Genomic DNA, 15119 nt, shown 5'->3' on the forward strand with positions numbered 1-15119 from the left:
TTACTCATCCTTAAAAACGGCCTGCGGGCCGTTTTCTTTTCATTTATTACACTCAAACGCGATCTACGGCGCAAAAAAGCAGCAAGACCGCTAAAAAGTGGTGAGTTTGCAGCCTCGACTCATTCCAGCGATGCCGCTATAATGCTGCGTCTATTTTTCCGGAATGTCTTCGGGACGCTTCTGGTGACAGGGATTTGGTTCTGCCTGCAGAGGCCGTCCCGGTTGTTGGATACGGCGCATTTTATGTGTGGTGTCTGAAGTTGACCGAGCACGTGATTTTTTGAGGTAACAAGATGACAGTTTCAGTAGAAACCACTCAGGGTCTGGGCCGTCGCATTTCGATTACTGTTGCAGCTGACAGCATCGAAAGCGCAGTGAAGAAAGAACTGGTGGAAGTGGCTAAGAAAGTCCGTATCGACGGTTTCCGTAAAGGCAAAGTGCCGGCACACATCATTTCTCAGCGCTACGGTGCTTCTGTTCGCCAGGACGTACTGGGTGAGCTGATGACGCGCAACTTCGTTGACGCCATCATCAAAGAGAAAATCAATCCGGCTGGCGCACCAAACTATGTGCCGGGCGAATATAAAGAAGGCGAAGACTTCACCTACGCGGTTGAGTTCGAAGTGTATCCAGAAGTTGAGCTGAAAGGCCTGGACGCAATCGAAGTTGAGAAGCCAGTGGTAGAAGTGACTGACGCTGACGTTGATACCATGCTGGAAACCCTGCAGAAGCAGCAGGCGACCTGGAAAGAGAGCGATGCCGCAGCGACAGCTGAAGATCGCGCGACCATCGACTTCAGCGGTTCTGTTGACGGCGAAGAGTTTGAAGGTGGCAAAGCCTCTGACTTCGTGCTGGCAATGGGCCAGGGCCGTATGATCCCTGGGTTCGAAGAGGGCGTTGTTGGCCACAAAGCCGGCGAAACCTTCACTATCGACGTGAAATTCCCAGACGATTACCATGCAGAAAACCTGAAAGGGAAAGATGCGAAGTTCGAAATCGTGCTGAAGAAAGTTGAAACTCGCGAACTGCCAGAGCTGACTGAAGAGTTCATCAAGCGCTTTGGCGTGGAAGATGGTTCAGTTGCCGGTCTGCGTGCTGAAGTGCGTAAGAACATGGATCGCGAGCTGAAAGGTGCTATCCGTAACCGCGTCAAGACGCAGGCAATCGACGGTCTGGTTAACGCCAACGACATCGATGTTCCGGTTGCGCTGATCGACAGCGAAATTGACGTTCTGCGTCGTCAGGCTGCACAGCGTTTTGGTGGCAACGAGAAGCAAGCGCTGGAACTGCCACGCGAACTGTTCGAAGAGCAGGCTAAACGTCGCGTCGTTGTGGGTCTGCTGTTGGGCGAAGTGATTCGTATTAACGAACTGCAGGCTGACGAAGATCGCGTTAAAACGCTGATCGAAGAGATGGCTTCTGCGTACGAAGATCCGCAGGAAGTGATCGAGTTCTACAGCAAGAACAGCGAGCTGATGAACAACATGCGCAACGTGGCTCTGGAAGAGCAAGCGGTTGAAGCGGTACTGGCGAAAGCGAAAGTGACCGATAAAGCCACTAACTTCCAGGAACTGATGAACCAGACCTCTGCGGCCTGATTCATTCGTTAACCGTTAGTGCTAAGCCCGTGACTGAAAAGTCGCGGGCTTTTTCGTTTCTGGCGCCAAATACACCGATTTGCCCTCTATTTGCTTAATTAATCGGCAAATTATCCGCTAAGCTCTTTTTCCGTGTTAGCGAATGGGCAAAAGGTTGTTATGCTTGAAACAACTGGGCAGCATCCCCAGATACAGGGAGAATGCATGAAAACAGTGAGACTGACTGATTAACCGTCTTGTTACTGCGGAGTGAGACTGCAGCGCATAGTTTTCCCGGCGCGCCTCACGTAAAATCGGTACAGAATGTTGCCAATGAAATTTATCAGGAGACGGTAATGTCATACAGTGGCGATCGTGAATTTACTGCACCGCACATGGCGCTGGTGCCAATGGTGGTCGAACAAACCTCGCGCGGCGAGCGTTCTTACGACATCTACTCTCGCCTGCTCAAAGAGCGTGTGATCTTCCTGACTGGTCAGGTTGAAGATCATATGGCTAACCTGATCGTGGCGCAGATGCTGTTTCTGGAAGCTGAGAATCCTGAAAAAGACATTTACCTCTACATTAACTCGCCAGGCGGCGTGATTACTGCTGGGATGTCGATTTATGACACAATGAAGTTTATCAAGCCGGATGTCAGCACCATCTGTATGGGTCAGGCTTGTTCAATGGGTGCGTTCCTGCTGACAGCAGGCACCAAAGGCAAACGCTTCTGCCTGCCTAATTCACGTGTGATGATTCATCAGCCGTTGGGCGGCTATCAGGGCCAGGCGACGGATATCGAAATCCATGCGCGCGAAATCCTGAAAGTGAAGCAGCGCATGAATGAGCTGATGGCTGAGCACACTGGCAAATCGCTGGAAGAGATTGAACGCGACACTGAGCGCGATCGTTTCCTCTCTGCGGGCGAAGCGGTTGAGTACGGTTTGGTTGACTCAATCCTGACGCATCGCCAATAAGACACATCTGTCTGCCCCTTACGCTATAGTTAACGGGGAGCAGGCAGATGGGTTGAATGCATATCGGCCGTTGATGTACGGCCAGCGCCGTACAACAAATTTGGTCTGAGAAAGAAAAGAGGTTAGCTGATGACAGATAAGCGCAAAGACGGTTCAGGTAAGTTGCTGTACTGCTCTTTCTGCGGCAAAAGCCAGCATGAAGTCCGTAAGCTAATTGCCGGGCCGTCAGTGTACATTTGCGATGAGTGCGTTGATCTTTGCAACGACATCATTCGCGAAGAGATTAAGGAAGTTGCGCCGCACCGCGAGCGTAGCTCACTGCCGACGCCGCATGAAATCCGCCATCACCTTGATGACTATGTTATTGGTCAGGAAAGGGCGAAGAAAGTGCTGGCAGTAGCGGTGTATAACCACTACAAACGCCTGCGCAATGGCGATACCAGCAACGGTATTGAACTGGGCAAAAGTAACATTTTGCTTATCGGTCCAACCGGTAGCGGTAAAACACTGTTGGCCGAAACGCTGGCGCGCTTGCTGGATGTGCCCTTCACGATGGCGGATGCCACCACGCTGACCGAAGCGGGTTATGTGGGTGAAGACGTTGAAAACATCATCCAGAAGCTGCTGCAGAAGTGTGATTACGACGTGCAGAAAGCGCAGCGCGGCATTGTCTACATCGATGAAATCGACAAGATTTCTCGTAAGTCTGACAACCCGTCGATCACCCGTGACGTCTCGGGCGAAGGCGTACAGCAAGCGCTGTTGAAACTGATTGAAGGCACCGTGGCTGCCGTACCGCCGCAGGGCGGACGTAAACATCCGCAGCAGGAGTTCTTGCAGGTTGATACCTCCAAGATTCTGTTTATCTGTGGTGGCGCATTCGCCGGTCTCGACAAGGTGATCTCCCAGCGTGTTGAAACCGGGTCCGGCATCGGCTTCGGTGCAACCGTGAAGGGCAAATCCCAGAAGGCGAGTGAAGGCGAATTACTGTCTCAGGTTGAGCCAGAAGATTTGATCAAGTTTGGCCTGATTCCTGAGTTCATCGGTCGTTTGCCGGTTGTGGCAACGCTGAGCGAACTGAGTGAAGAAGCGCTGATTCAGATCCTGCGTGAGCCGAAGAATGCGCTGACCAAACAGTATCAGGCGCTGTTCAATCTGGAAGGCGTAGAACTGGAATTCCGCGACGAAGCCTTAACGGCAATCGCTAAAAAAGCGATGTCACGTAAAACCGGTGCGCGTGGTCTGCGTTCTATCGTTGAAGGTGCGTTACTTGAAACTATGTACGACCTGCCTTCGATGGATGACGTTGAAAAAGTGGTGATTGATGAATCAGTCATTGAAGGTCAATCCGAGCCGATGTTGATTTATGGAAAGCATGAAGCCCAGGCTTCTGGTGAATAAATAAACAATTGCACCACGTTGTTATCTTAAAAAAGGGGAAAAATCTTTCCCCTTTTGTTTTTCTCTCGCCAGTGACATTGAATGTCGTACAAGCATCCCCATATACTCAATATCCTGTGGGTTTAACTGCAAAACCTCTATTGCGCGGTACCCATCACCTGGCGGACATTAAACTAAGAGAGAGCTCTATGAATCCTGAGCGTTCTGAACGCATTGAAATCCCCGTGTTGCCGTTGCGCGACGTGGTGGTTTATCCGCACATGGTAATTCCGTTGTTTGTTGGCCGGGAAAAATCGATTCGGTGCCTCGAAGCCGCGATGGATCATGATAAAAAGATCATGCTGGTTGCACAGAAAGAGGCTTCAACGGATGAACCTGGCATTAACGATCTCTTCTCAGTAGGGACCGTCGCTTCTGTATTGCAGATGCTGAAACTTCCAGACGGCACGGTAAAAGTGCTGGTCGAAGGTTTACAACGCGCGCACATCACCACGTTGGCTGACAATGGCGACCATTTTGTTGCCCAGGCCGAATACCTTGTCTCGCCAGAAATTGAAGAGCGCGAGCAGGAAGTGCTGGTGCGCACGGCTATTAACCAGTTTGAAGGCTACATCAAGCTCAATAAAAAAATCCCACCTGAGGTCTTAACCTCCCTCAACAGCATCGACGATGCGGCTCGTCTGGCCGATACCGTCGCAGCGCATATGCCGCTGAAACTGGCTGATAAACAGTCCGTGCTGGAGATGTCCGACGTCAATGAACGTCTGGAATATCTGATGGCGATGATGGAATCAGAAATCGATCTGCTGCAGGTTGAGAAGCGCATTCGCAACCGCGTTAAAAAGCAGATGGAAAAAAGCCAGCGTGAGTACTATCTGAATGAGCAAATGAAAGCCATTCAGAAAGAGCTGGGCGAAATGGATGATGCGCCGGATGAGTACGAGGCGCTGAAACGTAAGATTGAAGCGGCCAAAATGCCGACCGAAGCGCGTGAAAAAGCCGAAGCTGAGCTGCAGAAGCTGAAGATGATGTCGCCGATGTCTGCAGAAGCGACCGTGGTGCGTGGCTACATCGACTGGATGGTTCAGGTTCCGTGGGTGGCGCGCAGCAAGGTGAAGAAAGACCTGCGTAAAGCGCAGGAAACGCTGGATATCGACCATTACGGTCTGGAGCGCGTCAAAGATCGCATCCTTGAGTATCTTGCGGTGCAGAGTCGCGTTAGCAAAATCAAAGGCCCAATTCTGTGCCTCGTTGGACCGCCGGGCGTGGGTAAAACCTCGCTGGGACAGTCGATTGCTAAGGCCACCGGACGTAAATACGTGCGTATGGCGCTGGGTGGCGTGCGTGATGAAGCGGAAATCCGCGGACATCGTCGTACCTACATTGGTTCTATGCCTGGCAAGTTGATCCAGAAAATGGCGAAAGTGGGCGTCAAAAACCCGCTGTTCCTGCTGGATGAGATCGACAAAATGTCTTCTGACATGCGTGGCGATCCGGCTTCAGCGCTGCTTGAGGTGCTGGATCCTGAGCAGAACATCGCGTTTAACGATCACTATCTGGAAGTGGATTACGATCTCTCTGACGTTATGTTCGTGGCGACCTCAAACTCCATGAACATCCCAGCACCGTTGCTTGACCGTATGGAAGTGATTCGTCTCTCCGGTTACACCGAAGATGAAAAGCTGAACATCGCGAAGCAACATTTGTTGCCGAAGCAGATTGAACGTAATGCGCTGAAAGAGAAAGAGATCACCGTCGACGACAGCGCAATTGTTGGCATCATCCGCTACTACACGCGTGAAGCGGGCGTGCGTAGTCTGGAGCGCGAACTTTCCAAGCTGTGCCGTAAAGCAGTGAAAGCGCTGCTGATGGATAAGTCGAAAAAGCACATCGTGATCAATGGCGACAACCTCAAGGATTTCCTTGGCGTGCAGCGCTTTGATTATGGTCGCGCAGAGAGCGAAAGCCGTGTGGGTCAGGTGACCGGTCTGGCGTGGACGGAAGTGGGCGGCGATCTGCTGACCATTGAAACCGCCTGCGTGCCAGGTAAAGGTAAGCTGACGTACACCGGTTCGCTGGGCGAAGTGATGCAGGAATCGATTCAGGCCGCGCTGACTGTGGTGCGCGCGCGTGCAGAGAAACTGGGCATCAACGGTGATTTCTACGAGAAACGCGACATCCACGTGCACGTACCAGAAGGTGCGACGCCGAAAGATGGTCCGAGCGCCGGTATCGCCATGTGCACCGCGCTGGTGTCATGCTTAACCGGCAACCCGGTGCGTTCTGATGTCGCAATGACCGGTGAAATCACCCTGCGTGGTCTGGTTCTGCCGATTGGTGGCCTGAAAGAGAAGTTGCTGGCGGCACACCGTGGCGGCATCAAAACCGTGCTGATCCCGGACGAAAACAAGCGCGATCTGGAGGATATTCCCCAGAACGTGATTGCCGATCTCGAGATTCATCCGGTGAAGCGTATTGAAGAAGTGCTGAACCTGGCACTGGAAAATGCGCCTTACGGCATGCAGGTTGCGACCGCAAAATAGTGATTAGCGGCATAAACCGCTAAAAAGCGAAGCTGGCAGGCAAAATGGTGCTTGCCAGCTTTTTTTTGTGCCGCTAACTTAGTGGGCTGCTGGATCAACGATTAAGATGAATACCGTTGTTTCAGCTCCACAGGCTTGATATAACTGGCTGCGCGTTCGCACCGGGCGGGAAGCACGGGTGCGATGTGAATAATAAAAGAGGGGATGAAGAGAGTGAATAAGTCACAGTTGATCGACAAAATTGCTGCAGATGCTGACATTTCTAAAGCGGCAGCGGGACGTGTTTTAGATGCATTCATGGACTCCGTTACCGAAGCTCTGAAGGGCGGTGATGAAGTGGCACTGGTTGGTTTCGGTACTTTCTCTGTACGTGAGCGTGCAGCTCGTACAGGCCGTAACCCACAAACGGGTAAAGAGCTCACCATTCCGGCTGGTAAAGTTCCGGGCTTCCGTGCTGGTAAAGCACTGAAAGATTCCGTCAATTAATGACCGCTGATACATCCATTGAAGCATTTTCTTCCGTGGATTGAGGACGCAAAAGCCGTTCTCATGTAACATACGGGCACATCATTTTTGATGTGCCTTTTTTATTCTTGATGCGCGGCGATAGCCTTTGGTTGTTGTCTCCGCATGGTTGCCAACTGCCAGCCTGAACAGCAGTTGCACGATGATGACATCGTGTTAGAGCTTTACATTCACACTACAGCGGAGTGTTGTCATACCATGATGGACAATTTACGCGCGGCGTCGAATCATGTCGTGCTCAAGATTATTCTGGGATTGATCATCCTGTCTTTCGTACTCACCGGGGTGGGCAACTACCTGATCGGTGGCGGCGGTGATTATGCTGCCAAAGTTAACGGCCACGATATCAGCCGTGCAGAGCTGGAGCAGGGTTATAACAATGAGCGCAATCGTCAGCAGCAGATGCTGGGCGATCAGTTCTCGCAGTTAGCCAGCAACGAAGGCTACATGCAGCAGATGCGCCAGCAGGCGCTGTCGCAGTTGATCGATCAGACGTTACTTGATCAGTACATCAAAGATCTGCACATCGGCATCAGCGATGATCAGGTGAAACAGGCGATCTTCAATCAGAAAGCTTTCCAGACCAACGGTAAATTCGACAACGCCAAATACAGCGGCCTGATCACCAGCATGGGCTTCACTGCCGATCAGTATGCCGAAGCGCTGCGCAAGCAGCTGGCGACGCAGCAGCTGATTAACGCAATTGCTAACACCGATTTCATGCTAAAAGGCGAAACCAGCAAGCTGGTGGATCTGGTATCTCAGCAGCGTGAAGTGCGTCAGGCGGTGATTGATGTCAACGCGCTGGCGGCTAAGCAGACGGTCAGCGACGACGAAGTCAGCCAATATTACCAGCAGCATCAGAATAGCTTCATGGCGCCTGAACAGTTCCGCGTGAGCTACATCAAAATGGATGCCGCTAGCATGCAGGAAACGGCCAGCGAAGCGGACATTCAGAGCTGGTACGATCAACATAAAGCGGATTATTCACAGCCACAGCGTAATCGCTACAGCGTGATCCAGACCAAGACGGAAGCTGACGCTAACGCCGTGGTTGACGCGCTGAAGAAAGGCGAAGATTTCGCCGCGCTGGCAAAAAGCAAATCCATCGACCCAATTTCAGCCCGCAAAGGCGGTGACATGGGTTGGCTGGAGCCGAGCACTACGCCAGACGAGCTGAAAAACGCCAATCTGACGCAGAAAGGCCAGCTTTCCGGCGCTATCAAATCGTCGGTTGGCTTCCTGGTGGTGCGTCTGGATGATATCCAGCCGGAGCAGGTTAAGCCGTTGGCCGATGTTCATGACATCGTTGCCGATAAAGTGAAACAAGAGAAAGCGGTTGATGCCTTCTACAAAATTCAGCAGAAAGTCAGCGAAGCAGCCAGCAACGACAACGAATCGTTGGCGGGCGCCGCGCAGGCTTCCGGCTTGAAAGTGGTAGAAACCAATTGGATCACCCGTGATAACCTGCCAGACGAGTTGAATTTCGATCAGGTTAAACAGGCGATCTTCAACGGTGGTCTGGTAGGCCAGAATGGTGCGCCGGGTAACAACTCCGACATCATCTCTGTGGATGGCGATCGTGCCTTTGTCCTGCGTATCAGCGAGCACAAACCGGAAGCGGTGAAGCCGCTGGATCAGGTAAAAGCACAGATCGTAGACTCGCTGAAGCATGATAAAGCGACGCAGCAGGCGAAAGCACAAGCAGATAAGCTGCTGGCCGATTTGAAAGCCGGTAAAGCGGATGCACTGAAGGCTGCAGGCCTGACGCTCAGCGCCAGCAAATCGTTCGATCGCAACGCGCAGGATCCTGTTGCTCAGTCGGCCTTCAATCTGCCACAACCTGCCGACAATAAACCGTCGTGGGGCGTGAGTGAAGATATGCAGGGCAATGTGGTGCTGATCGCGCTGGATAAAGTCAGCGCGGGCAACATGCCGCAGGCGCAGATCGATGAGATGGTAAAAGGCGTAACGCAGAATAACGCGCAAATCGCCTTTGAAGCGCTGCTGGAAAACCTGCGTAAAGAGGCGAAGATTAAGTACGGCGCCGCAGCACAAAACCAGTAAGCCTCACAAAAAAAGTTAAATCACTGCAATATCCGAAAGGCCGCTTATGCGGCCTTTTCCATTTCTGAAATTGCCCTTTTGAGCGTTGAATTGTGCTGTGACACCCTGCTGTTGCTGTCAAACACAAGGAGAAACACAGCATGGTGAAATCAACGTTTCAAGCCCTATGCATTACGCTGGCGCTGGGCGGCGCAGTTTATACCACCGGACTGGCGGCTGCCGAAAGTCCCAGTGAAACGCAGGCGACGCAAGTCTCCACGCCACAGGAAGGACAGGTCAGCATCAATTCAGCCACCGCCGAACAACTGGCGGCGGGTATGAACGGTATCGGGCTGAAGAAAGCGCAGGCGATTGTCAGTTATCGCGAACAATACGGCCCGTTTACCGCTATTGAACAACTCAAGGAGGTACCGGGTATCGGTAGCGCACTTATTGAGCGCAACAGCGCCCGGCTTAAACTGTGAAGCGTCTCGCGACTTTGAAGGATTGAAAAAGCCCGGATTCAGGCTGTGCTATGCTCAACAGGTCTTACCAGTTGTCATTCTCAGCCTGAACAAGGAGCAATAATGCAAACCACAATTAAAGTGCGCGGTTACCATCTGGATGTTTATCAGCACGTGAATAACGCGCGCTATCTGGAATTTCTGGAGGAGGCGCGCTGGCAGTGGCTGGAGGATGTCGATGCGTTTCATTGGCTGATGGAGCAGCAACTGGCGTTTGTGGTGGTGAATATCAACATCAACTATCGTCGTCCGGCGGTATTGGGCGACGTACTGAATATTGAAAGTGAAGTGTCACAGCTCAGCGGTAAAAGCGGCATCATTGCGCAGCGTGTCCTGCTGGCGAGTGATAATTCGGAGGTGGCTGATGCAGCGCTGACCTTTGTCTGTATTGATCTGCGTACGCAAAAAGCGGTGCCGATAGAAGGGGAGTTGCGCGAGCGTCTGGCGTCATTGATGGTCGAAAATGAATAACTGGCGCCGATGACGCCAGTTTACCCTGCGGCCTGAATCAGTTGAGGCCGCTTTTTTGTTTCATTGCTGCCATCACCGCCGACGCGTTCGCCTGATAATCTGCCAGGCCACGAGCGCGTAAATGGCAGGCCGCGCATTCGCCACAGCCATCACCTTTTACGCCGTTGTAGCAGGTAAGCGTTTCAGCGCGCACCAGCGGCAGTTGCTGCCAGTAATCGGCCAGCGCCCAGGTTTCCGCTTTATTCAGCCACATCAGCGGCGTCTCAAAGCGAATATTGCGCGCCATGCCGAGGCTGACGGCGTTATTCAGTGCTTTAACAAACTCATCGCGGCAATCCGGATAGCCGGAGAAATCGGTTTCGCACACGCCGGTGATCACCGCTTCGGCTTCGACCTGATAGGCATAAATCGATGCCAGCGTCAGAAACAGAATATTGCGGCCCGGTACAAAGGTACTCGGCAAACCGCTGGCATTGGGATCGTAAGTGGGCACCGGAATGTTATCGCGTGTCAGGCTGCTGACGGCTAACTCGTTGAGCAGCGTAACGTCCAGCACTTTGTGCGCGCGCGCGCCCAGCTTGTGCGACAGCTCAGCCGCAACCTCGATCTCTTCACGATGGCGCTGGCCGTAATCAAAAGTCACGCAATGCACTTCATCATAGTGTTGCAGCGCCTGAATTAAACAGGTGGTGGAGTCTTGTCCGCCACTGAATACCACAACGGCTCGTTTCATTTTTTCTTCCCCAAAAATCAGTGCCGCTTATGTTACTGGCTCGGACGCAGGCTGAACAGCGCTAGCTTTGGTTGGCGGCGGAATCCAGGCGCGGGTGAAATCAAACCATCCCAGGCTATTAAGCTTGATGCCCTCCACGCCGGGCGGCGCAAAAACCTGATAGCGATAGTTAAACAGCGGCAGTAAATGGCCATCGCACATCAGCTGCTGAAACAGTTGCTGAGTCAATTCACCGCGCTGCAATGCATCAGGTTGTTGGGCAATGGCACTCAGCGGCGTTTGCAGTACCTGTTCGCGCAGCGGCTGCCAGACCGGATCGTTCTCCAGCCAGTTCACCAGCGTAAACAGTGGCGCATCACCAATCAGTCGATCGCCCATCACCACATCTGCCTCACTGAGATCGATATCGTCACGCCAGCTTTTTACGTCATGGAAGATGCAGGTGAGGGCGCAGCCATATTTTGCCAGCAGTGGAATCAACGCCTGCGCCATCACATGCAGTTCGACCGGCAGGTGGTAATGCAGCGTTAGCGTCGGCGGCAGTGAAATTCTCGCTCTTTCTGCGCGCGGTACCGGCCAGCCAGGCAGCAGTTCATGGCTCGGTGTAATCAAACCCTTATCCAGCGGCAATTGTTGAATAACGCCGCTGCGCTGAATCAGGGCAATCAGCGATTGGGCCTGCTCGGCACTGAAGTGCGCCGAGATGCGTGGCGCCAGATAGCAAAATCCCAGGCTAATACTGCGATCAACCGGACGCAGCGAACCGAGTTCGTCAGGATCGCCAATGGCGATCTGCACCGGATGGCTGCAACTGGTGCCGAGATCACGGTCAAACAGCTGCGGCGTGATCCAGTACTCCATCCGCTGGATCAGCGGGTGCTGCAGATGCCAGCGCGCATGGCTCTCCAGCCGCACCATTTCAGCGGTGAAATGCGTGAGTTTCCACGGCCCGCTACCGACATCGGCGAATTCAGGATGAGGTAACAGACAGAATTGATGCGCCAGACGCTGCGGCAGCCAATAATCGCTTTCACGCAGTTGGATATGTATCGCCAGCGGATGCGGTGCTTCAATCCGTTCAATCGCCGCCAGCAGCCGCGAGCCGCGCGGCGATTGCATGATCTGCTGCAACTGCTCAACCAACTGTGCCGCCTGTACCGGTTCATCGTTGTGCCAGCTAAGCTGCGGGCGCAGCCAGAAGTACCAGTCACGGCCGCTGGCATCGTGCTGCCAATGGTGAGCGATATCGCCTTCAACATCGTTATCGCGAAAGCGCGTAAGCCCGGAGAAAACCTGGCGCGCCAGATGTTGCTCGGCGCGTCCGGTTAGCTTTAGTGGACGCAGCGGCTCCATCGCGCGGTAATAAGGAATGCGCAGCACTGGTGATTGGTTCTGCCACTGACCGCCCATCAGCGGCCGCAGCATTTTCACTAACCGCTCGGGATGCAGATCCAGCACCTGCAGCGCCTGCACCGCCTCGCCGGCATCGAGTTGCTGCGTTAATAGCTGCTGACGCAGCTGCTCCGGTGACAGCAGGAAAGTCAGCTCGCCCTGTTTGCCACGCCCGGATTCTCCGCGCCATTTCAGCCAGCCGGCATCATGCCACTGACGCAGCAACGTGCGCACATGCCGCTCGCTGCAAAAGCAGTGTTGCGCCATCGCAGCGACGCTGAGGCGTTGCGTTTCGCCGTGGCTGAGTTGCCACAGGCGCTGAAATTGATTGACCCGATGAAGTTCGCGCATGGCTAAACCCGGAACAGTTTTTTAGAAAGTATTCACTATTAGTTCCGTAATTGCCAGGCGATAGTAGCTGCCTCACTCAGACAGGAGAATTCGCATGGCTCGCCTCGCGGCATTTGATATGGACGGCACGCTGTTGCTTCCTTCGCACCGGTTAGGTAATGAAACGCTGGCAAGCCTGCATGCGTTGCATCAGCGCGGCGTCACGTTGGCGTTTGCCACCGGGCGTCATCTTATGGATATGCAGCGAGTACGCGAACAAATCACCTTGCCTGCGTGGCTGATCACCGGCAACGGCACGCGTATTCACGATCTGGAAGGCAACCAACTTTACGGCTGCGATTTATCGCCATCGGTGGCGGAAGAGGTGATTCATACCCATTGGCAAACGCCAGCCTCGATTCATATTTTCAACGATGAGGGCTGGTTTACCGATAAACCGCTGCTCGGCGCGCTGGAAGCGCATGCGATGAGTGGCTTCCATTATCAGCTGCGTGATTTGCGTCAGATGTCGGCGCATGAAGTCACCAAAATTTGTTTTATTGCACCGCATGAAATGTTGCAGGCGCTAAGAAGTGAATTGCAGGCCGCGTTGGGCGAGCGGGCTAATATTTGCTTCTCTGCGTGGGATTGCCTGGAAGTGTTGCCGGTCGATTGCCATAAAGGCGCGGCGTTGGGACGTTTGTGCCAGCACCTTTCGCTGTCGCTGGCGGATTGTATGGCGTTTGGCGATGCCATGAACGATCGCGAAATGCTGGAGCGCGTTGGCAGCGGTTTCATTATGGGCAACGCCATGAATCAACTGAAAGCGTCGTTGCCCCATTTACCGATTATCGGACATTGCGAGACACAGGCGGTGTCTCACTACCTTAATCACTGGATGACCACACCACACCTCGATTATTCCCCCGAATGCTGAGGCTTACAGTGAACCGGACAGGACGTCCGGTTTTTTATTGCAGCTCTCGCACCCAAGGCGCAATGTCGCCGATATTCTGCTCTACCCACTGCGCATTGTAATAGGTGTCCGGATAGCGCTCACCGCTGTCACACAGTAATGTCACCAGAGAACCCTGCTCGCTGTTTTCCCGCATGCGTTTTGCCACCTGCATCATGCCCCAAAAGTTGGTGCCGGTTGAGGCGCCAGGACGACGTCCCAGCACCTTTTCCAGCTGCAGCATCGCGGCGATTGTCGCGCCATCCGGCACTTTCATCATCTCGTCAATCACGTCGGGTAAAAACGACGGTTCCACGCGCGGACGACCAATGCCTTCAATCAGGCTGCCGCGTTCGCTGCGCAGCGTTTTTTCGCGGCTATGCCAGTAATCAAAGAACACTGAATGCTGCGGATCGACCACCAGCAGGCGCGTGTCATGGCCCTGATAGCGGATATAGCGGCCCAACGTTGCTGAGGTGCCGCCGGTACCGGCGCTCATGATCACCGTATGCGGCACCGGGAACGGTTCGTGTGACATCTGGCGGAAAATGCTTTCGGCGATGTTGTTGTTGCCGCGCCAGTCGGTGGCACGTTCGGCGTAGGTGAACTGGTCCATAAAGTGGCCGTTGAGTTCACGCGCTAAACGCTCGGATTCGCTATACAGCTGGCAGGGATCGGCGACGAAATGGCACTCGCCACCGTAAAAACCAATCATTTCGATTTTGCGTTTCGCGGTGCTGGCAGGCATCACGGCGATAAAGGGCAAACCGAGCAAACGCGCGAAGTAAGCTTCCGATACCGCAGTACTGCCAGATGAGGCTTCAATGATTGGCGTATTTTCGTGGATCCAGCCATTCGCCAGGCCATAGAGAAACAGGGAACGCGCCAAACGATGTTTTAAGCTGCCGCTGGGATGGGTGCTTTCATCCTTGAGATAGAAGTGAATGCCGGGAAAATCATCCAGCTTAAAGCGGATCAGATGTGTATCCGCAGAGCGCTGAAAATCGGCATTAATTTCATTGATGGCGTGGCGAACCCAGGGCGTTTGCATGTGGCATTTCCGTAATCATTATTGCGGACAGTGTAAGGCACTGGCAGGAAAAAGAGGTTGCTAAAACCGGGTTATAATGGCGAGATTAGAGAAAAATTTTCTCCCGGAGTGGCCAATGTTAGATAAAACTGACCGCACTTTGCTGGCAATGCTGCAGCAGGATTGCACGTTGTCGCTGCAGACGTTAGCCGATACGGTGAATCTCACCACCACGCCGTGCTGGAAACGCCTGAAAAAACTGGAAGATGATGGCATTATTCGTGCGCGCGTGGCGCTGGTGGACGGCGAAAAAATCGGTCTGTCGCTTACCGCCTTTATGTTTGTCAAAACCCAGCAGCACAGCAGCGAGTGGTTTAAGCAATTTGTCGCCGTGGTGCAGCAAATGCCAGAAGTGATGGCGTTTTACCGCATGGCGGGCGAGTACGATTATTTGCTGCGCATTCAGGTCGCGGACATGAAGAGTTACGACAGCTTTTATAAGCGCCTGGTGAACGGCGTGCCGGGCCTGATGGATGTGACCTCCAGTTTTGCCATGGAAGAGATTAAATACACCACCGCCTTGCCGGTAGCGCCCTAGCGGGCACAGAAAGA

Annotated in this window: 13 protein-coding genes; 10 read left to right on the forward strand and 3 right to left on the reverse strand. The window is 53.4% G+C overall.

Features of this window, described 5'->3' with window-relative positions; all coding sequences use genetic code 11:
* Positions 1–293: 293 nt before the first annotated feature.
* The 8 genes from tig to K5Y32_RS00860 all read left to right on the forward strand — a co-directional run bounded on the left by tig (position 294) and on the right by K5Y32_RS00860 (position 10067).
* Positions 294–1598 (forward strand): trigger factor, encoded by a 1305-nt coding sequence (gene tig, locus K5Y32_RS00825; protein ID WP_008103935.1) that lies wholly within the window; start codon positions 294–296, stop codon positions 1596–1598.
* A 335-nt stretch (positions 1599–1933) separates the two neighbouring features.
* On the forward strand, positions 1934–2557 hold the full coding sequence (clpP, locus tag K5Y32_RS00830) for an ATP-dependent Clp endopeptidase proteolytic subunit ClpP (protein ID WP_007886971.1): 624 nt from the start codon (positions 1934–1936) through the stop codon (positions 2555–2557).
* Between the two features lie 129 nt (positions 2558–2686).
* A complete protein-coding gene (gene clpX / locus K5Y32_RS00835; RefSeq protein WP_008103932.1) occupies positions 2687–3958 on the forward strand; it encodes an ATP-dependent protease ATP-binding subunit ClpX in 1272 nt (423 codons plus the stop codon).
* Between the two features lie 188 nt (positions 3959–4146).
* Positions 4147–6501 carry an endopeptidase La gene (lon, locus tag K5Y32_RS00840; protein ID WP_101762422.1) on the forward strand — a complete coding sequence of 785 codons (2355 nt, stop codon included), beginning with the start codon at positions 4147–4149 and terminating at the stop codon, positions 6499–6501.
* 213 nt (positions 6502–6714) lie between these two features.
* Entirely contained in the window at positions 6715–6987 is a 273-nt protein-coding gene (gene hupB / locus K5Y32_RS00845; protein ID WP_036648244.1) for a nucleoid-associated protein HU-beta, read from the forward strand.
* 237 nt (positions 6988–7224) lie between these two features.
* Positions 7225–9093 (forward strand): peptidylprolyl isomerase, encoded by a 1869-nt coding sequence (gene ppiD, locus K5Y32_RS00850; RefSeq protein WP_222181552.1) that lies wholly within the window; start codon positions 7225–7227, stop codon positions 9091–9093.
* Positions 9094–9233: 140 nt separating this feature from the next.
* Positions 9234–9557: a ComEA family DNA-binding protein gene (locus tag K5Y32_RS00855; RefSeq protein ID WP_101762421.1), complete on the forward strand. Its 324-nt coding sequence runs from the start codon at positions 9234–9236 to the stop codon at positions 9555–9557.
* Positions 9558–9659: 102 nt separating this feature from the next.
* Positions 9660–10067: a thioesterase family protein gene (locus K5Y32_RS00860; RefSeq protein WP_222181553.1), complete on the forward strand. Its 408-nt coding sequence runs from the start codon at positions 9660–9662 to the stop codon at positions 10065–10067.
* Between the two features lie 37 nt (positions 10068–10104).
* Here K5Y32_RS00860 and queC read toward each other — a convergent pair whose 3' ends face one another.
* Positions 10105–10800: a 7-cyano-7-deazaguanine synthase QueC gene (gene queC, locus K5Y32_RS00865; protein WP_222181554.1), complete on the reverse strand. Its 696-nt coding sequence runs from the start codon at positions 10798–10800 to the stop codon at positions 10105–10107.
* A gap of 27 nt (positions 10801–10827) precedes the next feature.
* Positions 10828–12543, reverse strand: a complete 1716-nt coding sequence (locus K5Y32_RS00870; protein ID WP_222181555.1) for an SgrR family transcriptional regulator — start codon at positions 12541–12543, stop codon at positions 10828–10830.
* Between the two features lie 94 nt (positions 12544–12637).
* Between K5Y32_RS00870 and cof the strand changes: the two genes are divergently transcribed.
* Positions 12638–13459 (forward strand): HMP-PP phosphatase, encoded by an 822-nt coding sequence (gene cof, locus K5Y32_RS00875; protein WP_222181556.1) that lies wholly within the window; start codon positions 12638–12640, stop codon positions 13457–13459.
* Positions 13460–13493: 34 nt separating this feature from the next.
* Here the strand turns inward: cof and K5Y32_RS00880 are convergent, their stop codons facing one another.
* Entirely contained in the window at positions 13494–14528 is a 1035-nt protein-coding gene (locus K5Y32_RS00880; protein ID WP_222181557.1) for a PLP-dependent cysteine synthase family protein, read from the reverse strand.
* A 115-nt stretch (positions 14529–14643) separates the two neighbouring features.
* Between K5Y32_RS00880 and K5Y32_RS00885 the strand changes: the two genes are divergently transcribed.
* Complete coding sequence (locus tag K5Y32_RS00885) at positions 14644–15105, forward strand: Lrp/AsnC family transcriptional regulator (protein ID WP_222181558.1); 462 nt, start codon at positions 14644–14646, stop codon at positions 15103–15105.
* Positions 15106–15119 lie beyond the last annotated feature (14 nt).

This window comes from Pantoea sp. DY-15 (genome assembly GCF_019795935.1).
Classification (GTDB): Bacteria; Pseudomonadota; Gammaproteobacteria; order Enterobacterales; family Enterobacteriaceae; genus Pantoea; species Pantoea leporis.

Bases quoted from the DNA above. Each gene is read 5' to 3' on its own strand.
- tig (WP_008103935.1), top strand. From the start codon at position 294: ATGACAGTTTCAGTAGAAACCACTCAGGGTCTGGGCCGTCGCATTTCG.
- clpP (WP_007886971.1), top strand. From the start codon at position 1,934: ATGTCATACAGTGGCGATCGTGAATTTACTGCACCGCACATGGCGCTG.
- clpX (WP_008103932.1), top strand. From the start codon at position 2,687: ATGACAGATAAGCGCAAAGACGGTTCAGGTAAGTTGCTGTACTGCTCT.
- lon (WP_101762422.1), top strand. From the start codon at position 4,147: ATGAATCCTGAGCGTTCTGAACGCATTGAAATCCCCGTGTTGCCGTTG.
- ppiD (WP_222181552.1), top strand. From the start codon at position 7,225: ATGATGGACAATTTACGCGCGGCGTCGAATCATGTCGTGCTCAAGATT.
- K5Y32_RS00855 (WP_101762421.1), top strand. From the start codon at position 9,234: ATGGTGAAATCAACGTTTCAAGCCCTATGCATTACGCTGGCGCTGGGC.
- K5Y32_RS00860 (WP_222181553.1), top strand. From the start codon at position 9,660: ATGCAAACCACAATTAAAGTGCGCGGTTACCATCTGGATGTTTATCAG.
- queC (WP_222181554.1), bottom strand. From the start codon at position 10,800: ATGAAACGAGCCGTTGTGGTATTCAGTGGCGGACAAGACTCCACCACC.
- K5Y32_RS00870 (WP_222181555.1), bottom strand. From the start codon at position 12,543: ATGCGCGAACTTCATCGGGTCAATCAATTTCAGCGCCTGTGGCAACTC.
- cof (WP_222181556.1), top strand. From the start codon at position 12,638: ATGGCTCGCCTCGCGGCATTTGATATGGACGGCACGCTGTTGCTTCCT.
- K5Y32_RS00880 (WP_222181557.1), bottom strand. From the start codon at position 14,528: ATGCAAACGCCCTGGGTTCGCCACGCCATCAATGAAATTAATGCCGAT.
- K5Y32_RS00885 (WP_222181558.1), top strand. From the start codon at position 14,644: ATGTTAGATAAAACTGACCGCACTTTGCTGGCAATGCTGCAGCAGGAT.